Origin of the sequence: Pseudomonas aphyarum, assembly GCF_028657055.1 — a bacterium.
GTDB lineage: Bacteria > Pseudomonadota > Gammaproteobacteria > Pseudomonadales > Pseudomonadaceae > Aquipseudomonas > Aquipseudomonas aphyarum.
Window position 1 is genome coordinate 139,060 of sequence record NZ_JAMDGS010000001.1, and the last position, 21,378, is coordinate 160,437.

Genomic DNA, 21,378 nt, shown 5'->3' on the forward strand with positions numbered 1-21,378 from the left:
GCTCTTCTGCGAAGATCCTTTCGAGAAGACGATGATCAAACCTTTCAACGCTCCGGCTCCATCCCTGTTATTCGGCTGCCTGTTCAGCCCCCTGTTGCTGGCGGATGACACGCCGCTCGAACTCCATCAGCAAATCGTTTCCGCGCCGTCCGTGGAGTCCACCACCGTGGCCGACATGGCGCAATTCGGCAGCAAGGTCGAGATCGTCACCCGCGAGCAGATCGAACGCGCCGGCCCCAGCGCCGATGTCAGCCGGGTGATGCAGATGTTCATTCCCGGCCTGTACGTCGCACCGAAAAACGGCCCGTTCGACTACGGCACCTATTCGCTGCTGGGCGGGCGCAACGACGACACGCTGATCCTGCTCGACGGCGTGCGCCTGAACAATCGCCTGTACGGCGGTTTGTACCTGGACACCTTGCCGGCCAACGCCATCGAACGCATCGAAGTGCTCAAGGGTGGGCAGAGCCTGCTGTTCGGCACGCAAGCGGTGTCGGGGGTGATCAACATCGTCACCCGCAGCCCGCAGAGCCGCAAAGCCTCTGGCGAAGTGAACATGGGCCTCGACACCTTCGGCGGCACCACCGGTGATGCGCGGGTCGAGAACATTTTCAGCAACGGTTTCGGCGATCTGGGTTTGCTGGCCTACGTCAGCCATAACGTCTCGGACGGCTATCAACCGTTTCGCAATCGCGACCTGAAAAACGTCACCGAGAAGAAGCGCGCCTATGAAGTCACGACCTTCGGCGGCAAGGCGATTCAGTCGTTCGGCGATGACAAACGCCTGGAGCTGTTCTACCAATACGCCGACGCCAACCTCGATTTCGCCCGCCCGGTGGACAACCACAAGACCACCAACGACCGCATCCAGCAGATCGCCACGGCGACCTTCGAACAGACCCTCAACGAGCGCCTGAGCTACTTCGTCAAAGGTCATATTAACGACTGGGACACCCGCTATACGCGCATCAACAACACCGCCAATGGCGGCACCCGAACCATCAATCACAACGACTACTGGGGCTTCACCGACTGGGGCGTGCAGGCCGAAGGCAAGGCCGAATTGCCCAGCGGCCACGTGCTGGTGTTCGGTACGGACAACCAGTGGTTCAAGGGTCAGGACGATGTGCTGATCATCGACAACGACAAGGCCGAAGCCCACGCGCTCTATACCCAACTGCGCCCGCAGTTCGACGCCCTGCCCGACTGGCACCCGAGCATCGGCATCCGTCACGAAGCCATGGGCGGTGGCGACAGCGCCACGGTCGGCATGCTCACTTCGCTGTATGACCTCAACGAAAACTGGGCCCTGCGCGGCCAGTACGGCACGGCCTACAAACTGCCGAACGCCGAGCAATTGTTCGTCAACGAACCGGGCGATGAGTTGGGCAACCGTAATCTGAAACCGGAGAAAAGCCGCAATGCCGAGCTCGGCCTGGACTACAAAGGCCTGCTGCTCGACCGCGATTTCAGCGCCAGCGTCACCCTGTTCAAACGCAAGATCGACGACCTGATCACCCTCGATGACATCCAGTGGGTCAACGGCCAGGGCCGGGTGCAGATGCGCGGTTTCGAGGCGGACGCCAGACTGGCGCTCAACGAGCAATGGAGCCTGCAGGCCGACATGACCCGCAACCTCACCGAGTCGCGCGCAGGCGTGACGCTGAACGATGTGCCGAGCTTCTTCGCCCGCTCACGCGTCGGCTATGAGTCGGTGGACCGGATGTGGGGCGCTGGCGGCGCGATCCGCTATATCCGCGATGTCATCAGCTCGAAACAGGTCGAGTACGGCCATTATTCGGTGGTGGACGCCGACGCTTATCGCTACCTCGACGGCGCCCACCAGCACCGGGTGAGCCTGCTGGTGGAGAACCTGTTCGACCGCGACTACGTCACCAGTCGCTCGAACAACGTCGACAACCTCGGGCGGCCGTTCACCTCCGAAGTCCGCTACACGTACCGCTTCTGATGGCTGACATCATCACCACCGACGGCGTCGATTCGCACCCGGACTGGTCGCACGTGCCCGAGCATGCGCGCCACGTGTTCCTCTGCACCGGCCCGCGCTGCACCCAGCGCGGCGCCTTGCAGTTATGGAAAACCCTGCGCCGGCATCTGCTGGCGCATGACCGTATCGAAACACCGGGCGGCGTTCTGCTGACCCGCACCCATTGTCAGTTCCCGTGCAACCTGGGGCCGATCGTGACGGTGTATCCGGAAGCCTGTTGGTACGGCGTGCGCAGTCACGCGGATGCGCAACGACTGGTCGAAGGGCATCTGGTGGGCGGTGAAGTGGTTGAGGATTTGCTGATCAGGGCGCGCTCATGAGAAGGCTCGTTTTTTGGGGCGCCCTGCTCTGCGCATGTCCCGTCTGGGCCGACAGTTATCGCAACTGCGGCGAGACCTGGAACGCGCCCACCGCGCCACCATTGCGGATCGTCGCCCTCAACCAGCACGCCGCCGATCTGGTGCTCGCGCTGGGTGCAGGCCCGGCGCTGGCGGGTGTCGCCTATCTGGACGATACCGGCGCGTCGCAGTCCGAGTATTTTGGCGTGCCAGTGATTGCGCCGCGCTATCCGTCGAGCGAAGTGTTGTACGCGCAGAAACCGGATCTGGTGATCGGCGGATTCGCCTCGGCCTTCGGCAATGGCGTGACGTCGCGCAGCGGGCTGTGGCGTAACGGCGTGGCGTCCTATCTGCTGGAGGCGGCGTGTAACGGGCATTCGCTGGACTACTTCGAACACATCCGCAACGATCTCTCGACCCTCGGCGCGCTGCTGCACAGACAGGCGCGAGCGCGGGAGCTGAGTGATGCACTGGGCGCTGATCTGCACCGCGCCCGGGCACTGGCCGGCTCGGGCAAGCCATTGTCGGTGTTCTATCTGGACAGTGAGGTCAACGGCCTCGACAGCGAGGGCCGACGGGGTTTCGTCACTCCGCTGCTGGCTGCTGCCGGGGCGCGAAACCTGTTTGCCGACATCAACCAGTATCGCGTGACCGTGAGTCGCGAAACCCTGCTCGCCAGTGATCCGGACGTGATCCTGCTGGCCGATGCGCAATGGTCGCCGGCCAGTCGCAAGCGTCAGTTGCTGACGCAGGATCCAGTGTTATCGACCCTGCGGGCAGTGCGCGAGAACCGGATGATCGACATTCCCTTCACCCATCTGCTGCCCACGCTGGACAGCGGCCGCGTGGCATTGGGATTGGCGCAGCAGTTCAGAGCACTTCGGGCGATCGAGGCCAATCATTGACTGCATCAATAACAACCATTAATTCAATGAAGTTCTCATATCGAATCCAAAGCGTAGGATCTGCTCCATACCAACCCACTGCACACGGAGTACAGAACCATGAAACGCCAAACCCTCCTCGGTATCGCCTTCTCGCTCTTCGCCCTGAATGCTTTTGCGGCGACTGAAACCGATCCACTGTTCAGTGACGCTGTTGCCGCGACCGAAACCGATCCGCTGTTCAGCGATGCCGTTGCCGAAGGTGGTTCTGACCGTCTGATCGAACGTCGTAACGTCTGAATGCGGGGTTTTACCGCAGCACTCGACAAAAGCCCGGCCTTATCCGCCGGGCTTTCTTGTATATAAAAAGCATATGGGGACAGATCTATTTTTCTGTCTTCAGCTGAAAGACCTGCACTTTTGCTACGCTGGCGCACCGCTTGCCCCAGGACCTATGGCACATGGAAATTGCCCCGCACTTCATCCTTCATGAAACCGAGCACTGGATCGTCAACCATCATCTGGCCAGTGCACTTCCCGGCTATCTGATGCTGGGGACGAAACTCAAAACCAATTCACTGGCCGAGCTGTCGACCGAGGCACTGGCGGAGCTCGGAGGGGTGCTCGCAAGAACCCAGCAGATCATTGAGCGCCATCTGAAGCCCAGGCGTCTTTATATCGGTCGCTTCGGTCATGAACCCGGTCTTCCCCTCCACTTCCATTTCATACCGGTCTATGACTGGGTCGAAGACTTGTTCTGGAAAGACTCCCGCTATCGCCTGCTCGAATCTTTTGCCTACGCCGAGAATCCCTTGCCATCAACCGATGGCGCAGAACTGACGCTGTTCGTTTGGCGAGAATTTGCCGAGAACCCCACACCGCCAGCGATTCAGGGGCGCTCTGTTGAAGAGGTGATTGAAGCACTGCGCAACGCTTTCAAGTGATCAACCCCTCGAATGAAAAGGAATTTCACCCCATGTTTCAACGGAACAAACTGGTTCCAGAATTGATGGTCACGGATCTGCAGGCCAGCCTCGCGTTCTGGGTTTCCTGCCTGGGCTTCAACATCGCTTATCAACGCCCGGAAGATGGCTTCGCATACCTCGACCTGAATGGCGCTCAAGTCATGCTCGAGCAGGTTGAACCGGATGCAGGCCAATGGCTGACGGCGGAACTGAGCAAGCCCTTCGGAAGAGGCGTCAATCTGCAGATTGACGTTGAGGCGGTTGCTCCCATCATCGAGAAATTGGGCGCCGCTCAGGTCTCACTCTATAAAACCTGCAAAGACACCTGGTATCGCGCTGACGATGTCGAAGTCGGCCAGCGTGAATTTCTCGTTCAGGATCCGGACGGTTATCTCGTAAGACTGGTACAACGTCTGGGCGAACGTCCCGTTTGCCCGATTTGATCAAGGAAGATAAAAACAATGAAAAACGCTTTCGGCCTTCTGCTTCTGATCTGCCTTTCAGCCAGCGCAAACGCTGATGAAAACCCCATCGGTTTCCGCTCCGCCACGCTGGCGGACGCGCGCAACGAGCGCCCGCTGGACATGGTCGTCTGGTATCCCGCCAAGACCACCGCTCCCGCACAATTGATTGCCGACGACGCGGTGTTTGTCGGGATTTCGGCGGTGCGCGAGGCGCCGCCAACGGCGGGCGATCATCCATTGCTGGTGCTCTCGCACGGGTTCCGGGGCAACTGGAGCAATCAGGCGTGGCTCGCCAGTGCGTTGGCCCGTCAGGGTTACATCGTCGCGGCGGTCAATCACCCCGGCACCACGACGCATGACCGCAGTCCGAAAGCCGCTGCACAATTGTGGCAACGACCTGCCGATATCAGCCGTGTGATCGATGCGGTCACCGCTCAGCCGGAGCAATTTGGCGCAGTCTCGAAGGGCCGAATTGCAGTCGCCGGCCATTCACTTGGCGGCTGGACCGCTCTGGAAATCGCCGGCACACGCTTCGACCCCGAGCGTTTTGCCCAGGACTGCGCAGTCCATCAAAAACTCGCCAGTTGCTCGGTCTACAAGACGATCAACGTTGCCGACACACCAGAAGCGAAGAACCGGATCAGCGCAGACTTGAGCGACAAACGCGTCAGCGCCATCGTGTCACTGGATCTGGGCCTGTCACGCGGGATGACCGACGCCAGCCTCGCCGCGTTGCCGGTTCCGACACTGGTGATCGGCGCGGGCGTGCCGTCCGAAGACCTTCCCGCCCGACTGGAATCGGCGAATCTCGCCACGCGCCTGCCTTCGGCCACCTCGCAGTATGTCGAGATCAGCGACGCCAGCCATTTCAGCTTCATGTCCCTGTGCAAGCCCGGCGCCGTGGCGCTGCTCGAAGAAGATTCGCCAGGCGACGGCATCATTTGCGCGGACGGCGGCGCGCGTTCGCGTGAGGTGATCCAGCAACAGGTGGTGGCGTTGATCGACGGGTTTCTGAGCCGGTCGGCGCAGAACTGATCGCGCTGTTGCCTGCACATCGCGCATACGTCAGGATCCCTCCCTTTTTTGACTGGCAGGAGCAATCGTGGAACGTCTTTTCGTTTATGGAACCCTGGGCCCTGGCCGGCCGAATGAGCATGTGATGCTGAACATCGGCGGCACGTGGCAGGCCGCTTCGCTGAAGGGCCGCCTGTCGCAGGCCGGATGGGGCGCGGCGATGGGCTTTCCCGGGCTGGTGATTGCCGAGGATGGTGATGTCATCGAAGGTTTCGTCTTCGCCTCCGAGAATTTCCACTTGCACTGGGCGGCGCTGGATGAGTTTGAAGGGGCTGAGTATCAGCGGGTTTTGACAAAGGTGACGCTGGATGACGGCGCCGTCGTTGAGGCTTTTGTCTACGCTCTGCGGTAACCAACAAAACCGAGGGTGTCTGTGGCTGACCGCGAGCAACTCCACCGAAACGGCTACGTGCTGCTGCGCCAGGCAATTACGCCGGCATGGCTGGACACTCTGCGCGCAGTCTTCGATGCAGGCGTGAAGCCTTCAAGCGAATGGCCCGTGCCCCGTGGCAGCGACTGGCGCCATTCACAGTTGGACACTGACCCGACCGTTCAGGCCGTGTGCCGATTGCCACAATTGCTGACCGTGGTGGGCGAGTTGATCGGCGAGCGCTTCTTCCTCTCTCAGGTCGAGGGGCGCGAACCGCTCATCAATGGCGGCCACCAACAGTTGCACCGCGACTTGTCGGCGCAACGCCCCGGCGACACCGTCATCGCGCTGGTGTACCTCGACGACTACGGCCCGGAAAACGGTGCAACCCGCATCGTGCCCGGCAGCCATCGCCCTGCACCGGGCGAGCCTGCGTTCGATTTCACCGACGAGTCTCGATCCGTGCAACTGACGGGCAATGCGGGCGACATCCTGATCTTCGATGCCGACCTGATCCACGCCGGTAGCCTGAACGCCAGCGGCGCACGTCGTCGATCCCTGTTGATTACCTGTTTTTCCGAATCGCTCTACGCCACACACCTGGAAACGGTGAGCCTCAGAAACATTCAAATGGACACGACTGAGCGGTTCGATCCGACTCACTTTGCGTTCGGGATCATGAAATCATTCATTTGACTTGATTGCTTTAAGCAACTATATAGTTGCCTAAAGCAAACATATGAGCATCGCCCCATGTCCACGATCACCGACCGCGCCGACATCGTTCGGGAATTCAACCGTTTCTACACCCATCAGATCGGCGTGTTGCAGGAGCATCTGCTGCAAAGCGACTACTCGCTGACCGAGCTGCGCATCCTCTACGAACTCGCGTCCGGCGGCGACCTGACCAGCGCCGACCTGCGGCAGATGCTCAGCCTGGACGCCGGTTACATGAGCCGGATCATCAGCGGTTTCGACAAAAAAGGCCTGATCCAGAAAGTCCCCTCCGCCACCGACGCCCGTGCCAGTCAATTGCACATCACCGACCTCGGCCGCGAGATCCTCGCGCCGCTGGAGCAGGCCTCTCGGCAAGAAGTCATCACCCTGCTCGAACGCCTGGCCGAACCGCAGCAACTGCAACTGATCGCCTCGATGAAGCAAATCCAGACGCTGCTTGAGGGCGGCCGGCCGACGACCTACCTGCTGCGCGATCCGCAGCCCGGCGACATGGGCCTGGTGGTGCATCAGCAGACGGCGATCTACAGCCGTGAATACGGCTGGAATTCGGAGTTCGAAGCGCTGGTGGCCGAGATCGTCGCCAAATACCTGCGCGAATTCGACCCTACGGGAGAGCGCTGCTGGATCGCGGAAAAGGACGGCAAGGTGGTGGGTTCGGTGTTCGTCGTCCGCCACGACGAAACCACCGCCAAACTGCGCATGCTCTATGTGGACGCCAGTGCGCGGGGCCTGGGGATCGGCAATCGGCTGGTCGAGGAATGCCTGCGGTTTGCCCGGGATGTCGGCTACAAAAAGATGATTCTGTGGACCACCAGCAATCTGGTGGATGCCCGCCGGTTGTATCAGCGGGCGGGTTTTGAGTTGGTCGAGGAAGAGCCGATTCACAGCTTCGGCAAAGAGCTGGTGAGTCAGACCTGGGCGATCGAGCTGTGAGGTTTATGCTCGCGGCGAGTCGTCGTAGTCAGGCAGGACGATGGCGTCGGCTTTCGGCGAAAGGATTTTGCCGAACAGCTTCTTGAACCCCGGCGCAGTGGCCATCCGCAGCACGGCATGGCCCAGTGCAATGCCCAGACGCGAATGCGGCGAGGCCAATCTCGGGGCGAACTTGGGCACGCTTTGCGCCTGAGCCACGAATGGACGCATCAGCGCTTCATAGGCCGCAAAGGCCCGGCGGTGATCGGCGTGGCGCCCGACTTCTCCGGCCAACACGTAGGCGCCGCACAGTCCCAGGCTGGTGCCCATGCCGCTGATGGGCGACGCGCAATACGCCGCGTCCCCGAGCAGCACGATGCGCCCCTTGGACCAACGGGGCATTTTGACCTGGCCCACCGCTTCCAGATAAAGGTCAGTCGTGTCATCCAGCGCGGCGAGCACGCGAGGCGTTTCCCAACCGGCGTCGGCAAACAGTTTTTTGAGCAAGGATTTCTGTTCGTCCTGCGCGAGCTTTTCGTATCCGCTCGGTGCTTGCTGAAAAGTCAAAAACGCTCGCGTGGTGCCCAGGGTGTCAGGTCGCAAACAGACGCAGCGGCCGCCCGGCAGGTTGTGCCAGCGCATCACCTGGCCGTCGCTCGGCTGTCGAGGCACGGTGAAATAAGCCGTGTAGAGATCGAGGGGGCGCCGCTTTACTTCATCGCCGAACACCTGATTGCGGGTCGTCGAACCGATGCCTTCGGCCACGATCACCAGATCGTAAACCTGCTCCCCGCCCTGCTCGAAACGCACATGAACCTGCTCGCCATCGTCCTCAATGGTTTCAATGCTGTCGCCGAACCGGTAGGTGACCCGGTCCTCGCTGTGCTGGATCAACAGTTTGGCGAGCTCTCCGCGCAGGATTTCCAACTCCGCAATCGGCCCGTCACCGTCAAACGCATCGACCCCGATGAACGCCTTGGTCTGATTATTCCGGTCAACAAACGCGATGCCCTGCTCGTGCGTCGTGTTCGCCCGAATCAGCTCCTCCAGCCCCATACGCCGCACCACTTCACGCCCGGCGCCGCGCACGTCGATGGTTTGCCCGCCATCGCGAAACGCCGGCGCCCGCTCGACCACCGTGACGTCCATGCCCTGCCGCGACAGGCAATACGCCAGCGCAGGGCCGGCGATGCTTGCACCGGTGACGAGTATTTTCTGTGGTTTCATTTTGCGTTCTGCGTTTCAGAAGTGGCTGTCGTGCTGCCCGGCAACGTGGTGCGGTAGACCTCGATCACCTGCCCGAGAAAGGTCTCGATGACTGCACGATCCCGGTCGCCGAGCGCACCCAGCACCGCGCTCAAGCCATTGAGCATCGGTGCGATATGCCGATAGGCCTGCGCCACCGATTCCGGCACCGGGCACACCAGCACCCGACGCTTGTCGTTGAGCTGTCGCTCGCGAACCACGTGCCCGGCACGCTCCAACCGGTCGATGACCTGGGTGATGCCCGCCGTGGTCACGGACAGACGCGAAGCAAGTTCGGTCGGCGGCAACGGCCCGTCGGTGATCAGATGCTCCAGCGCCGCCACGTCGGTCTGATTAATGCCCAGCACCACGCCCAACTGGCCGGCCGCAGCACGGGTCAGGATGGCGATCTGTTGCAACTGCTGGCCCACGGCATCGCTGGCGATCTGCAGGCTGCGTGGGTCTTCGGCGGGATTGGGCGCAGATGTGGGTGATGACATACGCAGGATTTGTCCGGGAATTGAGAGCGGGTCGGTATGAGGCGAGCGACACTAACATATAGCTAACTTGCTTAGCTAGTTTTGTAAAAGTCCTGCCTTGCGCTCAATTTTTCGAGAAAAAATGGCGGGTTGTTGACCGTTGCCTACGCTCACCTTGCTGCGAACTTTTTCGGCTATGGGTGATGAGCATGGATTTGAAAGAGCGATGGAGATCCACCTGTTGTGCAACGGTCGCGTCGATGTGCCTCATCCCTATGGCCCAGGCCGAGGATTCTGCCGAGCTGGCCAAAAAAGCCCTCAACCCCGTGGCCGCCATGTACAGCCTGCCGGTGCAGTACAACTGGGACCAGAAAATGGGGCCGACCGGTGAAGGCATGCACAGCGTGACCAATATTCAGCCGGTGCTGCCCTTCTCCCTCAATGATGACTGGAACCTGATTTCCCGCACCATTCTGCCGGTCATCGATCAACACGGCTTGGCACCCAACGGTGCGGCGGACAAGTCCGGCGTCGGCGATATCACCCAGAGCTTTTTCTTTTCGCCGAAAAAGCCCACGGACGGTGGCTGGATACTCGGCGCTGGCCCGGCCATATTGATTCCCACCGGCAGCGATGAATTGCTCGGCAGCGAACAATGGGGGCTCGGCCCCACCGCCGTCGCGCTGAAACAGGAACACGGCTGGACTTACGGCATACTCGCCAACCACATCTGGGGGCTGGACGGCAGCCCGCCGGATGAAAAGGAAAAGGTCAACCAGACGTTCCTGCAACCTTTCCTGTCCTTCACCACCCACAGCCTCACGACGTATGGGGTGAACACCGAATCCACCTACAACTGGCAGTCCCGCGAGTGGTCCGTTCCGGTGAACCTGACGGTCAACCAATTGCTGAAAATCGGCGGTCATCCGCTGACGCTGCAAGCCGGGCCACGTTACTGGCTCGACAGCCCGAAAGACGGCCCGCAGGGGTGGGGGTTTCGTTTTGCGGTGACGTTGTTGTTTCCGCGTTGAGCCGGCTGTGGCTCCAGAATGGGGACTGATTTATTTCTCGGAAAATAGATCAGTCCCCTTTTCTATTCATTTGATATCAGCCAAGGTATAGAACGACAGAAAATCTCGACAATAAAAAACCGGAATGGAAACCGAGCATGCACCGACGAATAGCAAATGGATTGACTGTTATCTGCATCGCAATACTGTGCTCTGGCTGCACTTCATATACATCCCAGCCCACAATCAACGAACACGTTGGTGCCGGCAAAGCAGAAATCATCTCCAGCTACAGTTACGAAATGGATACTCCCTTGAAAGTCAGTCGCTTTGGCAAGGACACATACGCAGCGACACAAAAAGCCATTCCAGATGCAAAAGACGTAAGCTCCAGACCTGCAAATTCGCCTCTTCCTACGCTAGAGATAAAAGTCTCAGAATTTCCGTTTGGTGGCGCCTGCGGACAAGAATATTTCACCGGTTTGAGTTTCGGTTTAATTCCGAGCTGGTGCACAAGGGAGAACCTGTTCAAGTTCGATTTCACGCTAAACAATGACCACGGCGTTTGCAGGCAAAAAACCTACTCAATAGGTTCCACGTCATTTGCACATCTGATATTGGCTCCGTTTGCCCTGTTCGAGGCAGAGAACCGACCGTTAACTATTTACCAGGCTGCTCTAAAAGATTTCCTTCAGGAAAGCCAATGTACGACGCTCTGAAAAGAACCAAAAAGGGGACTGATTTATCTCCCCTTTTTTTCGCTTTTCTCGTTTAGGCCCGATGAACTGTTCGACTGTACCCCGCTTGTTCCAACAACCTGCTAGCCTGAGCAATATCTAGGCGCTCGCGCTCAGGATCCATGAAGTCCGTATAAAAATCAGCACACCCACCAACCACATTCCAAGTACGAATCTCGAAGGCACCTTTACCGAAAACCTTCAAGAGTGCTGCCTTAAACCCCTTTGTTGGCAACAGATGCTTGCTGTAAGGATTGCCTTTGGAAATGTAGTCATCCCAATTAAGTCGAATAGGAAAACGAAAGCCTTCCATGCGATCCGACAAGTCTAGAATGACATTGAAGGACAAAAAGTCAGTACGGACTCCCGGCAATTCTTGGGTCATGATCCTATTCAGAACATTGTCACGTCCTTCATCGGCATTGTACAAACTTGTCCATACTCCTTTGTTTGAAGATTGAACGACCACAATGTGCGCCCGTTGAATCATTTCGGAATCGTCCATCACTATCGCGTATTCGGCGACGCAGGGCTGGCGATCATTTCCAGCGTACACAATTTGTTTCACACGACCTCCAGCATGGCCAATAGTCAGGTTGAGGGACTACTTAAAAAAGCAATTAACTTGCTGCCGAAACTAGTGGTCTGCTTGGAAAAACAGCTTTCATGACTCAGAACCATTTCCAGCTGTTTGATGCCCACCAAACCTTTCTGATAGAGATCGGCCCATACAGTATCGAGAATTTCGCGATTACGAGTCAGGTCTGGCATAGCATGCTCAATAACCTGAGACAGAGATACTGCAGCACGATACGGCTCAGCCCGGTTATGGGCTACGAACCATCGTTTCGGATTCTCAAAAAATTTGAGCAGCCGGATATGAGAAACTGTGCACACATCTACAAAGTGCAGAAATATCTGTCGGTAATCATCGCTCGGACATCCGGGCAATGCAGAGTTGATAGCGGCATTGCGTAACGCCTCAAGCTTTTCAGCCTGATGATTTCTGAGTGAAATGTTGCACACTTCAGCGACTGTGCTTATGAACGCTTCATTTTCTTGCAGCCCTGCTTCGGTCACTACTCCACCTTCAATGAGATCGTTCAGCGCTTCCCCGATCTGACGAATCACCTCAGTACGTCGTTTACTTAACGGCGGCTCAAATATGGAGTTAAAAGTTTCCAATGCAAGGCTGCCGATCACAGGAATAGCTCCGATGGCCACTCTTCCTACGCGGTGCAGCTTTTCCTCGAGAGGCTCTGCCGCCGGATCCATTCTCTCCAAATCAACTTGTTGCACCATGACTCATATAGCCTTTTGACTGTAATACTTGGGCCGAAAAGTACTCAAAAAGTACTAAAGCAAAAAGGGGACTGATTTATTTCTCAATAAATAAATCAGTCCCATTTTCTCTCCCTTTTCTCTTGGGCCAATTGCTTCCAGCGACAAAATTTCAAAAACAGGCATGAATATTCCCTGAACATTAATCACGATGTAACCCCGTCTCATCCCGCCAGTACATCGTATGTTCAAACTGAAAGCTGATAAGAAAGCAACACGAGCACGTTTGAGCTATGGACTGAGCTAATTTATCCAAATCGTCCATAGCCGACTCCCCCTCGGGATCGGGCCCCTTCATTCTGATGGTACAACGCAGAGCGACAGGAAAGTCGAGCCCCTTTGTATTCTCGGCATAGATCGCAGGGTCATCCATTACATCACCGCCGATCACTCTAAGGCCCGAGGTAAACATGGCGAATAATTCATTGCCCGCCACCTGTATTTCCTGGACGCCAGCATTCTCAAGGATGCTTTTCAGCGCGGCAATTGTGAGCGCACTATCAGCTTCCAGGCACAGATCAATACTCATCGTTAATCCCCTTTTCTAGTAATAGACGCCTCTAGAAAATGAAGTTGTCATGCATCGTTCACCAACTGCTCGAATTGACGGGTGAGCTTTTCGAATCGAGGAGCATCACATGCCGGGCAAAGGAAAGGCATTCTTCGCCCCCTGAACATGGACGTCAGACCACTGCACTTCACACAACGCAGATGTGTTTCCACACAGGCAGTCAGAGGCTCGACAAGCTGATCATTCAATCGACTTGCGAGAAATGCGATCTGCGATCGATCAAACTGGTTCGTCAAGCTCAAGTGGCGAAGATGCGTACAGCGAGCGAGGCCAGTGATGTCATCGACCTCGAACTTCGCGTTGGCCAGCGAAAACCGGGTTAGCCTGGAAATACGAGTAACGGGCTCGATTGATTCGAGGCGTAGAGGTGAGCCTCCACCCAGGCTACCGCACAGACGCAGCTCGGTCAGTTCACTCAGCTTCTCAAGCCCGTCGAGGCGTCGTAACTTTGGGAAGTTTCCAATTGCCAGATGCGTCAGGCCACTCAGTCTGGAAACAGGTTCCAGCGATTCAATTTTTGTTGCCCATTCCAGCGTCAATCGTCGTGTATGGGTTAACCGCTCGATCCCCTCAAGCGAAGCAAGCTTGAGGTTGTAAAGGGACAGTTCCTTTGCTTTACATCCAGAGAGCACCGTCGGCCATACTTTTGCTGAAATGTTCCGTAGGTCGAGTTCGTCGCTTTCGGCCAGTTCTTCTTCAGAGAACGGGCGATCCAAACACAGCCCCATGGCTGACATCCTTAGAAATTGTTCCATAAGACGAAACGTGAAGCCTCCGCTGGTATCAAGTGCGCCAAGGCTATCCAGCGACTGCCAACATTCCCTTTTCTCATCAGATTGATCAGAGTTTGTGGAGTCTCAGGCACGCCTTAACGTGTGCTGTCAGCCTGTTGAAATCTTCATATACCAAATCTACATAGCCAGGATTCCTCTGTTCAAGGAACTGCCACACGGGAAGGTTCGCATTGGCTGCCTGACGATTGTGCAGGCTGGAGCGTTCGAGGCAAACCACCCAGTTGGTACCTGGCAGGGACTCTCTGACATGGGCAATCAGCAACCAACGCTCGAGCCCCTCATAACTTGAAACAGCGGCCTCCAATCGTTTCATCACGGCATCTTCTTCATGTGCGAAACGAAAGGCCACCCATGGCAGGCCGCCAGGAGCATCCTCAAATTCGCGACCATTCCAGGTCTGGGCTATTCGCGGACCGAATCGCCTCCAGTCGAGAGCGCCCAGATCCTGGAGGATATTCAGCAACTCACCCTCAGGATGCTGAATTCGTGAGATATCGCTACCAGCCATCTGTCCTGAGTCCAATAATTGATGGCTCGCTTTTTACACGGTACAAGAAGGAATGCAATCGCGAATTTATTGATGGTCAACTGCCAATAAGACCAAGACCCGTCCCCTTTTCTATGTGGATTGATGAAATCACCTCATAAACCCTTGCCGATTTACCCGTCTAGTCCCCTCTCCTGCGCTCGCTTACTGTTCCCCCAACGCCAAACCACGGGAGATCAGAATGCACAAGCGAACACTCGGCAACAGCTCACTCACCGTATCGGCCCTTGGCTTTGGCTGCATGGGTTTGAGCCACGGCTACGGTCCCGCCACCGATACTACACAAGCCATTTCCCTGATCCGCTCAGCGGTTGATCAAGGTGTGACGTTCTTCGATACCGCCGAGGTCTACGGCCCTTACCTGAATGAGCAAGTGGTGGGCGAAGCGCTGGCGCCGATCCGCGATCAGGTGGTCATTGCCACCAAGTTCGGCTTTACCTTCGGCGACGACAATAAACAGCAGATCCTCAACAGCCGCCCCGAGCACATCCGGATCGCCGTCGAGGGTTCGTTGCGTCGGTTGAAGACCGATTACATCGATTTGCTCTACCAGCACCGGGTCGATCCGGACGTGCCGATCGAGGACGTGGCCGGCGTAGTGAAAGCGCTGATTGGCGAAGGCAAGGTCAAACACTTCGGTCTGTCGGAGGCCGGTGCGCAAACCATCCGACGCGCCCATGCGGTGCAACCGGTCACGGCGCTGCAAAGCGAATATTCGTTGTGGTGGCGCGAGCCCGAGCAGGAAATCCTGCCAACGCTTTGGGAGCTGGGCATCGGCTTCGTGCCGTTCAGTCCGCTGGGCAAGGGGTTTCTCACCGGCACAGTGTCTGCCGAAACCACTTACGGCAGTGACGACTTTCGCAGCATCGTTCCGCGCTTCAGCCAGTCGGCGTTGCAGGCCAATCAGGGGCTGGTGATTTTGATCCGGCAGATCGCCGCGCAGAAACAAGCGACACCGGCGCAGATCGCACTGGCCTGGCTGCTCGCGCAGGCACCATGGATTGTGCCGATTCCCGGTACAACCAAACTGCATCGCCTGGAAGAAAACCTCGGTGGCGCTGACATCACGCTCGACGCCAGCGAACTCAAGGCGATTGATACGGCACTGGCGCAGATCCACATCGAAGGCGAGCGCTATCCCGAAGCCCTAAAGGCGCGGGTCGGCCGATGAACCGACTGATCGCGCCATTCGTTGCCTTGTCGCTCATAAGCGCAGAAGCCCCGGCCGCCGGTGAAATCCGCATTACCCCGAAAGGCTCCCAATCTTCTATCCAGGGCGCACCCGAAAACTTCACCGGCGCAGTGCGCGTGGACGGCCTGTTCAAGGGCGAGCTGCCGGCACGTGTCGGCGGCGGCACGGTGACCTTCGAGCCTGGCGCACGCACCGCGTGGCATAGCCATCCGTTGGGGCAAACGCTGATCGTCACCGCCGGGGTTGGCTACGTGCAACAAGAAGGCGGGCCGCGTCAGGAAATCCGCCCCGGCGACATTGTCTGGATCCCCCCGCTCACCCGTCACTGGCATGGCGCCACAGCGAGCACCGGCATGACGCACATTGCGATTGCTGAAGCCGAGGACGGCAAGACGGTCACCTGGGCCGAGAAAGTCTCGGACGCGCAATACGATCCAGCGACACCGCAAGACAGGACCAGCACACAAGCCAGCGCCGACACACTGTCGAAGAAACAGCAGGCGATTCCTCTGATCGCCGCGTTCATGGCGACCAGCGACCTGCCCAATCTCAACGTGGCGCTCAACCAGGGACTCGACGCGGGTCTGACCATCAGCGAAGCACGGGAAATTCTCGTGCAGCTCTACGCCTACGTCGGCTTCCCGCGCAGCCTCAATGCCTTGAATGAGTTGATGTCCGTGGTGCAAGCGCGCAAACAGCGCGGCATCGAGGACGCACCGGGGCGTGAGCCAAACCGGGCGATTCCAGTCGGCGATGAACTGCAGGCGGCCGGCACCGCCAATCAGACGAAGATTTCCGGCGGCCCGGTCAAAGGCCCGGTGTTCGAGTTCGCCCCGGTGATCAACCGGTTCCTGCAAACCCACCTGTTCGGCGACATCTTCGAGCGTGACAACCTCGACTGGCAAAGCCGCGAACTGGCGACGGTCGGCGCACTGGCGGCGACTCCTGGGGTGGAACCGCAATTGCGCTCGCACATGCTGGCGAGCCTGCGCGTGGGGCTCAGCGCGGCGCAGTTGCGCCAAGTCACCGAGCAATTGAAAAAGCACGGCGATGCACAGACCGTAGAACGGGCCAACACGGCGCTGACCCAGGCCCTCGCGGCTTCGGTGAAATGACATGAAGCCTGCCAAAACCCTGCCGCTTATCACTCTCCTGAGCCTGTTGAGCGCCTGCGCGAACCAGCCCGAAAGCCCGTTACTGATTCAGAAACAAGGCAGCTTCGCCGCTGGCGGTACCATGACCACCGCACCGGGCACCTTCGATCCGCGCAAACCGCTGACGCCCGACGGCCAGACCTACCACGGCGACCACGCCTACGCGTTCTACCAGATCCCGGTCGATGCACGAAAACTGCCCATCGTCATGTGGCACGGCGCCGGTCAGTTTTCCAAGACCTGGGAAACCACCGCCGATGGCCGCGAGGGTTTTCAGAACCTGTTTCTGCGCCGCCACTATGGTGTCTATCTGATCGATCAGCCTCGCCGTGGCGATGCGGGTCGCAGCAGTGTCGAGACGACCATCAAGCCTGTGCCGGACGAACAACTGTGGTTCAACCAGTTCCGCATTGGCCTGTGGCCGAACTACTTCAACGGCGTACAAGTGGCGCGGGATGCGCAGAGCCGCGAGCAGTTTTTCCGCGCGATGACGCCGAACACCGGGCCTTTCGACATGGGTGTGGTGTCCGATGGCGTGTCAGCGATTTTTGACCGAATCGGCCCGGGAATTCTGTTCACCCACTCCCAGGGTGGCGGACCGGGCTGGTTGACGGCGATCAAGAACGACAAGGTCAAGGCCATCGTGGCGTTCGAGCCTGGTAGCAGCTTTGTGTTTGCCGAAGGTGAAGTGCCGGCGCCGATTCCCAGCGCGTTCGACACGGTGCAAGGCGCAGCCGTGCCAATCGAGCAATTCATGGCGCTGACGCGTATCCCGATTCTGATCCTGTACGGCGACAACATCCCCGAACAGGCCGTCGACCTGCCGGCTCAGGACAGTTGGCGCGCCCGCCTGAAGATGGCCCGGCTTTGGCGTGACGCGGTCAATCGGCACGGCGGCGATGTACGCCTGATCCACCTGCCGGAGATCGGCATCCACGGCAATACCCACTTCCCCATGTCGGATCTGAACAACGTGCAGATCGCTGATCTGGTGGCGCAATTTCTCAAAGAAAAACAGCTGGACTGACCCGTCCCCTTCTTTCGACTGCCGCCCTTTTGATTGCTCAGGAGCTTCACGTGAAAAACACTCTCAAAGCCACGTTCATGTCGGCATTGGTCGGCCTCTCTGCCGGCGAATCCCTGGCCGCCGACTACAAAAAGAACCCGTTCACCCTCGCCTATGACGGCGCGATCACCAAAAACGAACCGGGCAAGGTCAACATTCACCCGGTCAGCTACAAACTCAACGGACTGGACATCGCCGCCAACGTCTACACCCCGGCCAACTACGACGCGAAAAGAACCTACCCGACCGTGGTCGTCGCGCACCCGAATGGCGGCGTTAAAGAGCAAGTCGCCGGTTTGTACGCCCAGCGCCTGGCCGAACAGGGCTACATCACTATCACCGCCGACGCGGCGTATCAGGGCGCCAGCGGTGGTCAGCCCCGGAGCATCGATAAACCCGCGTATCGCATCGAAGATATCCACGCTATGGCCGACTTCATCAGCCAGTTTGCCGGCGTCGATGAAAAACGCCTGGGCCTGCTCGGCATTTGTGGTGGTGGCGGTTATTCGCTGGCGGCGGCACAAACCGACAAACGCTTCAAATCGCTGGCGACCGTCAGCATGTTCAACTCGGGCCGAGTGCGCCGCAGTGGCTACAACGACTCGCAAATGGACAGCATTCAGCAACGTCTGCAACAGGCTTCGGCCGCCCGCGCCCAGGAAGCCGCCGGTGGCGCGGTGTTGTATTCCGGTGATGCCAACCTGACGGATGAGCAGATCGCCAAATTGCCGTTCGAACTCTATCGCCAGGGCTACGAGTATTACTGGAAGACCCACGCGCACCCGAACTCGACCTTCAAATACACCACCAGCAGCCTCATCGACCTGATGCGCTTTGACGCCACCAACCAGATCGAGCTGATCAATCAACCGTTGCTGATGATCGCCGGCAGCAAGGCCGACAGCCTGTACATGACTCAGGACGCCTTCCCCAAAGCCACCGGCACCTCGGACAAGGAAGTGTTCATCCTCGAGGGCGCCACCCACATCGAAACCTATTGGGTACCGCGATATGTCGACGCTGCCATCGGCAAGCTGAGCGCGTTTTACGCCCGTACCTTGTAATGAACTCTATGGGGGTCGCGCATCCGCGCGCAACCTGCTTTCATGGATTAATCCCGCGCCCCTCATGAGAGGCTCTCATCAATGTCCCGCGCCAACCTCAACGACCTGCAAGCCTTCGTGGTCATCGCCCGCGAAGGCAGCTTCACCCGCGCGGCCGCACAACTGGGCGTCTCGCAGTCGGCGTTGAGCCACACCATGCGCACCCTGGAAACACGGCTGGGCGTGCGCCTGCTGACCCGAACCACCCGCAGCGTTTCGCCGACCGAAGCAGGTCAACGCCTGTATCAATCGATGGCGCCACGCTTCGATGAGATCGAACTGGAACTGGCCGCGGTCAGCGAGTTTCGCGACACCCCGGCCGGCAATGTGCGGATCTCGGCCTCCGAACATGCGGCGAACAATATTCTCTGGCCCAAGCTGTTGAAGGTGTTGCCTGACTACCCGGACATCAAGGTCGAAATCACCGTCGACTACGCCCTCACCGACATCGTTGCGCAGCGCTATGACGCCGGTGTTCGCCTGGGTGAACAGGTGGCCAAGGACATGATCGCCGTGCCCATCGGCCCGTCGTTGCGCATCGCCGTCGTGGGCTCGCCCCAGTACTTCAAAGACCGACCAATTCCCACGACGCCGGGCGATCTGGCCACGCACAACTGCATCAACCTGCGCCTGCCCACCCACGGCAGCCTGATGCAATGGGATTTTGAAAAGGACGGCCACGAACTGAAGGCCCGGGTCGAGGGGCAATGGACGTTCAACAGCAGCGTGCCGATCCTGCGTGCGGCGGTGGCTGGGTGCGGTTTGGGGTTTCTGCCGGAAGATATGGTTGCCGGGGAATTGGCTGACGGCAGTCTGGTGCGGGTGCTTGAGGATTGGTGCCAACCCTTTGCGGGTTACCACCTTTACTATCCGAATCGCCGGGAGCAGTCGTCGGCGTTTGGGGTTGTGGTGGATGCGTTGCTCTATAAAGGCTGAATGAGGAAATTGTTGTTTAAAGGCACTCAGCGTTACTTCCTCAAGGCTACAACGCCTTGCGTCATTGCCTACGACTGCGCCAGAATCCGCCGGCTTGTGCGTCTGGGACGCGGGTTTTATCGTTTCCGGGTCACTGAAAAACAGTGATGGGGTTTGGTAGCCCGCTTCGTTCTAGACTCATGGCGTCACCATTTGCAGCCCTTTCTCGGGGCTCGGATTTCATGGTGGTCATGCGTGGGGCTCATTCGTGGGCGCCGGGTTCTAGTGCGACCGGTCTACCAACCCGCGTATGGCCGCCACCCAACGTTTGGTAGCGAGGGGTGATGGTTCCTTTTGGTAATCGCGCTAGAGGATTCATCCATGTTCAAACCGACACCCAACCCACCAGAAACCGATCCGGTTTCCCCCTACAAATTCCCCGACTCCCGAACCCTCAACGAAGCCGCCGAACGCGCCCTCGATCACTACCTCACCCCACAGCAACGCATCATGGGCAGCCACCATAAACACGACCCCATGTATCTGGCCAATCCGGCCTACGACACTGAATCCCTTCTCGCCAACGCTAGCGAATCACTAGGATCGGCGAGTGAAATGCTTAATAACTTTGCGGCTACGCTGGAGCCGGCCCATCGCAAGACCGCGATAGGGATTGCGCAGTGGTGAATCAGGCGTTGGATCATGTTGAGGTGAAGAGCTAAACGCTAGCCCTCTGCGGGAAGATAGAACGCAACGGCAGAGGTAATGAGCGTTGGCCGAAGCTGCCATGGGAAATGGCAGCTTTCGGCCAAATGCAGACAGTCGATGTTTGCGGGTCTGGTTTCGACCGATCCGCAGTCGCATTGACGCTTGCGCTCTAGACGACTACGGCCAGCATTGACCGAAAGCAGCCCCTTTAGAACAACCACAACCGGCCAGAAACGACTAGTTGAATAGAGTGCCCATCGACATACACGCCCAATACCTCGACAGACCTTGTCAAAGGGATCAACGCTTTATTCCACGCACTGCATTCCGGCAATCCAGTAACACGTCATCCAGGAAGGGAGTAATTTCCAGCAACTCCATGAGGCCCGAGAGCTCTTCAGCGGCCGTTCTGATCGGCGTCCAATCGTTGTGATCAAAAATGAACCAGTCATCGCAGTGAAATGCAGCCCCGGTCAGGTTATTGCATAGCTCCCAGGTCGCCTGTAGCCGCGTTCTGATCTCTGCCGGCATTGCGCTACCACAGATTGAAAGAACCTCATTCAACGGCAGCATCATTTCAGACCACGCTTCGCATGCTGGACAGTACGGGATTGCGTTTCGCTGTGAATCCGCAGGAAGCGCCAGAAATTGCAGGGCCGGGATTGCCTCGCACACGGCGAGCACTCGCTTGTGCTCATCCTGGCCGTACCACTCCCACAATGTCGTTGAAAACCCCATTATCAAACTCCAGAAAATCAATCCA

25 protein-coding genes and 1 pseudogene are annotated in these 21,378 nt (G+C 58.3%); 18 read left to right on the plus strand and 8 right to left on the minus strand.

Features of this window, described 5'->3' with window-relative positions; all coding sequences use genetic code 11:
- The first annotated feature begins 31 nt into the window (after positions 1-31).
- The 10 genes from M5G18_RS00625 to M5G18_RS00670 all read left to right on the plus strand — a co-directional run bounded on the left by M5G18_RS00625 (position 32) and on the right by M5G18_RS00670 (position 7,774).
- On the plus strand, positions 32-1,969 hold the full coding sequence (locus M5G18_RS00625; RefSeq protein ID WP_273896780.1) for a TonB-dependent receptor plug domain-containing protein: 1,938 nt from the start codon (positions 32-34) through the stop codon (positions 1,967-1,969).
- Positions 1,969-2,328, plus strand: coding sequence for a (2Fe-2S) ferredoxin domain-containing protein (locus M5G18_RS00630; protein WP_273896781.1), 360 nt, complete (start codon positions 1,969-1,971; stop codon positions 2,326-2,328). The genes M5G18_RS00625 and M5G18_RS00630 overlap by 1 nt, the downstream gene beginning before the upstream one ends.
- The gene (locus M5G18_RS00635) at positions 2,325-3,251 is read left to right on the plus strand and encodes an ABC transporter substrate-binding protein (protein ID WP_273896783.1); all 927 of its coding nucleotides are present in this window, start codon (positions 2,325-2,327) and stop codon (positions 3,249-3,251) included. Before M5G18_RS00630 ends, M5G18_RS00635 begins: the two co-directional genes overlap by 4 nt.
- Positions 3,252-3,350: 99 nt before the next feature.
- On the plus strand, positions 3,351-3,530 hold the full coding sequence (locus M5G18_RS00640; RefSeq protein WP_273896952.1) for a hypothetical protein: 180 nt from the start codon (positions 3,351-3,353) through the stop codon (positions 3,528-3,530).
- Positions 3,531-3,691: 161 nt separating this feature from the next.
- Positions 3,692-4,174, plus strand: a complete 483-nt coding sequence (locus M5G18_RS00645) for an HIT family protein (RefSeq protein ID WP_273896784.1) — start codon at positions 3,692-3,694, stop codon at positions 4,172-4,174.
- Positions 4,175-4,206: 32 nt separating this feature from the next.
- Positions 4,207-4,638: a bleomycin resistance protein gene (locus tag M5G18_RS00650; protein ID WP_273896944.1), complete on the plus strand. Its 432-nt coding sequence runs from the start codon at positions 4,207-4,209 to the stop codon at positions 4,636-4,638.
- 18 nt (positions 4,639-4,656) lie between these two features.
- Positions 4,657-5,694 carry an alpha/beta hydrolase family protein gene (locus M5G18_RS00655; RefSeq protein WP_273896786.1) on the plus strand — a complete coding sequence of 346 codons (1,038 nt, stop codon included), beginning with the start codon at positions 4,657-4,659 and terminating at the stop codon, positions 5,692-5,694.
- A gap of 67 nt (positions 5,695-5,761) precedes the next feature.
- Entirely contained in the window at positions 5,762-6,085 is a 324-nt protein-coding gene (locus tag M5G18_RS00660; RefSeq protein ID WP_127797908.1) for a gamma-glutamylcyclotransferase family protein, read from the plus strand.
- A gap of 21 nt (positions 6,086-6,106) precedes the next feature.
- The gene (locus tag M5G18_RS00665; RefSeq protein WP_273896789.1) at positions 6,107-6,799 is read left to right on the plus strand and encodes a phytanoyl-CoA dioxygenase family protein; all 693 of its coding nucleotides are present in this window, start codon (positions 6,107-6,109) and stop codon (positions 6,797-6,799) included.
- A gap of 57 nt (positions 6,800-6,856) precedes the next feature.
- Positions 6,857-7,774 carry a bifunctional helix-turn-helix transcriptional regulator/GNAT family N-acetyltransferase gene (locus M5G18_RS00670; RefSeq protein ID WP_273896791.1) on the plus strand — a complete coding sequence of 306 codons (918 nt, stop codon included), beginning with the start codon at positions 6,857-6,859 and terminating at the stop codon, positions 7,772-7,774.
- 3 nt (positions 7,775-7,777) lie between these two features.
- Here the strand turns inward: M5G18_RS00670 and M5G18_RS00675 are convergent, their stop codons facing one another.
- Together M5G18_RS00675 and M5G18_RS00680 are read right to left on the minus strand one after the other, a co-directional pair.
- Positions 7,778-8,980 (minus strand): FAD-dependent monooxygenase, encoded by a 1,203-nt coding sequence (locus tag M5G18_RS00675; protein WP_273896792.1) that lies wholly within the window; start codon positions 8,978-8,980, stop codon positions 7,778-7,780.
- Positions 8,977-9,498, minus strand: coding sequence for a MarR family winged helix-turn-helix transcriptional regulator (locus M5G18_RS00680; protein ID WP_273896793.1), 522 nt, complete (start codon positions 9,496-9,498; stop codon positions 8,977-8,979). Before M5G18_RS00680 ends, M5G18_RS00675 begins: the two co-directional genes overlap by 4 nt.
- 239 nt (positions 9,499-9,737) lie before the next feature.
- Between M5G18_RS00680 and M5G18_RS00685 the strand changes: the two genes are divergently transcribed.
- The gene (locus M5G18_RS00685) at positions 9,738-10,508 is read left to right on the plus strand and encodes a transporter (RefSeq protein ID WP_273896794.1); all 771 of its coding nucleotides are present in this window, start codon (positions 9,738-9,740) and stop codon (positions 10,506-10,508) included.
- Between the two features lie 137 nt (positions 10,509-10,645).
- Positions 10,646-11,206, plus strand: coding sequence for a hypothetical protein (locus M5G18_RS00690; protein ID WP_273896795.1), 561 nt, complete (start codon positions 10,646-10,648; stop codon positions 11,204-11,206).
- 52 nt (positions 11,207-11,258) lie between these two features.
- Here M5G18_RS00690 and M5G18_RS00695 read toward each other — a convergent pair whose 3' ends face one another.
- From M5G18_RS00695 to M5G18_RS00715, 5 genes are all read right to left on the minus strand, one after another.
- Complete coding sequence (locus M5G18_RS00695; protein WP_273896796.1) at positions 11,259-11,792, minus strand: hypothetical protein; 534 nt, start codon at positions 11,790-11,792, stop codon at positions 11,259-11,261.
- A gap of 23 nt (positions 11,793-11,815) precedes the next feature.
- Positions 11,816-12,526 (minus strand): hypothetical protein, encoded by a 711-nt coding sequence (locus tag M5G18_RS00700; protein WP_273896797.1) that lies wholly within the window; start codon positions 12,524-12,526, stop codon positions 11,816-11,818.
- Positions 12,527-12,707: 181 nt separating this feature from the next.
- A complete protein-coding gene (locus M5G18_RS00705; RefSeq protein ID WP_273896798.1) occupies positions 12,708-13,094 on the minus strand; it encodes a hypothetical protein in 387 nt (128 codons plus the stop codon).
- Positions 13,095-13,141: 47 nt separating this feature from the next.
- Positions 13,142-13,864: a leucine-rich repeat domain-containing protein gene (locus tag M5G18_RS00710; RefSeq protein WP_273896800.1), complete on the minus strand. Its 723-nt coding sequence runs from the start codon at positions 13,862-13,864 to the stop codon at positions 13,142-13,144.
- 112 nt (positions 13,865-13,976) lie between these two features.
- Positions 13,977-14,438, minus strand: a complete 462-nt coding sequence (locus M5G18_RS00715; protein ID WP_273896801.1) for a hypothetical protein — start codon at positions 14,436-14,438, stop codon at positions 13,977-13,979.
- Positions 14,439-14,658: 220 nt separating this feature from the next.
- Between M5G18_RS00715 and M5G18_RS00720 the strand changes: the two genes are divergently transcribed.
- The 6 genes and pseudogenes from M5G18_RS00720 (at position 14,659) to M5G18_RS00745 (ending at position 20,629) form a co-directional block, all read left to right on the plus strand.
- Positions 14,659-15,648, plus strand: coding sequence for an aldo/keto reductase (locus tag M5G18_RS00720; RefSeq protein ID WP_273896803.1), 990 nt, complete (start codon positions 14,659-14,661; stop codon positions 15,646-15,648).
- On the plus strand, positions 15,645-16,784 hold the full coding sequence (locus tag M5G18_RS00725) for a (R)-mandelonitrile lyase (protein ID WP_273896804.1): 1,140 nt from the start codon (positions 15,645-15,647) through the stop codon (positions 16,782-16,784). Before M5G18_RS00720 ends, M5G18_RS00725 begins: the two co-directional genes overlap by 4 nt.
- A gap of 121 nt (positions 16,785-16,905) precedes the next feature.
- Positions 16,906-17,850: an alpha/beta hydrolase gene (locus M5G18_RS00730; RefSeq protein WP_273896945.1), complete on the plus strand. Its 945-nt coding sequence runs from the start codon at positions 16,906-16,908 to the stop codon at positions 17,848-17,850.
- Between the two features lie 50 nt (positions 17,851-17,900).
- Positions 17,901-18,953, plus strand: a complete 1,053-nt coding sequence (locus M5G18_RS00735; RefSeq protein ID WP_273896805.1) for an alpha/beta hydrolase — start codon at positions 17,901-17,903, stop codon at positions 18,951-18,953.
- 81 nt (positions 18,954-19,034) lie between these two features.
- Positions 19,035-19,928 carry a LysR family transcriptional regulator gene (locus M5G18_RS00740; RefSeq protein ID WP_273896807.1) on the plus strand — a complete coding sequence of 298 codons (894 nt, stop codon included), beginning with the start codon at positions 19,035-19,037 and terminating at the stop codon, positions 19,926-19,928.
- A 360-nt stretch (positions 19,929-20,288) separates the two neighbouring features.
- Positions 20,289-20,629, plus strand: a pseudogene (locus M5G18_RS00745) (DUF6124 family protein).
- Between the two features lie 286 nt (positions 20,630-20,915).
- Here the strand turns inward: M5G18_RS00745 and M5G18_RS00750 are convergent.
- Entirely contained in the window at positions 20,916-21,353 is a 438-nt protein-coding gene (locus M5G18_RS00750; RefSeq protein WP_273896808.1) for a hypothetical protein, read from the minus strand.
- Between the last annotated feature and the right edge of the window lie 25 nt (positions 21,354-21,378).

What these genes read in the sequence shown, in the direction of transcription:
- M5G18_RS00625 (WP_273896780.1), top strand. Translation starts at nt 32, where the DNA reads ATGATCAAACCTTTCAACGCTCCGGCTCCATCCCTGTTATTCGGCTGC.
- M5G18_RS00630 (WP_273896781.1), top strand. Translation starts at nt 1,969, where the DNA reads ATGGCTGACATCATCACCACCGACGGCGTCGATTCGCACCCGGACTGG.
- M5G18_RS00635 (WP_273896783.1), top strand. Translation starts at nt 2,325, where the DNA reads ATGAGAAGGCTCGTTTTTTGGGGCGCCCTGCTCTGCGCATGTCCCGTC.
- M5G18_RS00640 (WP_273896952.1), top strand. Translation starts at nt 3,351, where the DNA reads ATGAAACGCCAAACCCTCCTCGGTATCGCCTTCTCGCTCTTCGCCCTG.
- M5G18_RS00645 (WP_273896784.1), top strand. Translation starts at nt 3,692, where the DNA reads ATGGAAATTGCCCCGCACTTCATCCTTCATGAAACCGAGCACTGGATC.
- M5G18_RS00650 (WP_273896944.1), top strand. Translation starts at nt 4,207, where the DNA reads ATGTTTCAACGGAACAAACTGGTTCCAGAATTGATGGTCACGGATCTG.
- M5G18_RS00655 (WP_273896786.1), top strand. Translation starts at nt 4,657, where the DNA reads ATGAAAAACGCTTTCGGCCTTCTGCTTCTGATCTGCCTTTCAGCCAGC.
- M5G18_RS00670 (WP_273896791.1), top strand. Translation starts at nt 6,857, where the DNA reads ATGTCCACGATCACCGACCGCGCCGACATCGTTCGGGAATTCAACCGT.
- M5G18_RS00675 (WP_273896792.1), bottom strand. Translation starts at nt 8,980, where the DNA reads ATGAAACCACAGAAAATACTCGTCACCGGTGCAAGCATCGCCGGCCCT.
- M5G18_RS00680 (WP_273896793.1), bottom strand. Translation starts at nt 9,498, where the DNA reads ATGTCATCACCCACATCTGCGCCCAATCCCGCCGAAGACCCACGCAGC.
- M5G18_RS00685 (WP_273896794.1), top strand. Translation starts at nt 9,738, where the DNA reads ATGTGCCTCATCCCTATGGCCCAGGCCGAGGATTCTGCCGAGCTGGCC.
- M5G18_RS00690 (WP_273896795.1), top strand. Translation starts at nt 10,646, where the DNA reads ATGCACCGACGAATAGCAAATGGATTGACTGTTATCTGCATCGCAATA.
- M5G18_RS00700 (WP_273896797.1), bottom strand. Translation starts at nt 12,526, where the DNA reads ATGGTGCAACAAGTTGATTTGGAGAGAATGGATCCGGCGGCAGAGCCT.
- M5G18_RS00705 (WP_273896798.1), bottom strand. Translation starts at nt 13,094, where the DNA reads ATGAGTATTGATCTGTGCCTGGAAGCTGATAGTGCGCTCACAATTGCC.
- M5G18_RS00710 (WP_273896800.1), bottom strand. Translation starts at nt 13,864, where the DNA reads ATGGGGCTGTGTTTGGATCGCCCGTTCTCTGAAGAAGAACTGGCCGAA.
- M5G18_RS00715 (WP_273896801.1), bottom strand. Translation starts at nt 14,438, where the DNA reads ATGGCTGGTAGCGATATCTCACGAATTCAGCATCCTGAGGGTGAGTTG.
- M5G18_RS00720 (WP_273896803.1), top strand. Translation starts at nt 14,659, where the DNA reads ATGCACAAGCGAACACTCGGCAACAGCTCACTCACCGTATCGGCCCTT.
- M5G18_RS00725 (WP_273896804.1), top strand. Translation starts at nt 15,645, where the DNA reads ATGAACCGACTGATCGCGCCATTCGTTGCCTTGTCGCTCATAAGCGCA.
- M5G18_RS00730 (WP_273896945.1), top strand. Translation starts at nt 16,906, where the DNA reads ATGACCACCGCACCGGGCACCTTCGATCCGCGCAAACCGCTGACGCCC.
- M5G18_RS00740 (WP_273896807.1), top strand. Translation starts at nt 19,035, where the DNA reads ATGTCCCGCGCCAACCTCAACGACCTGCAAGCCTTCGTGGTCATCGCC.
- M5G18_RS00750 (WP_273896808.1), bottom strand. Translation starts at nt 21,353, where the DNA reads ATGGGGTTTTCAACGACATTGTGGGAGTGGTACGGCCAGGATGAGCAC.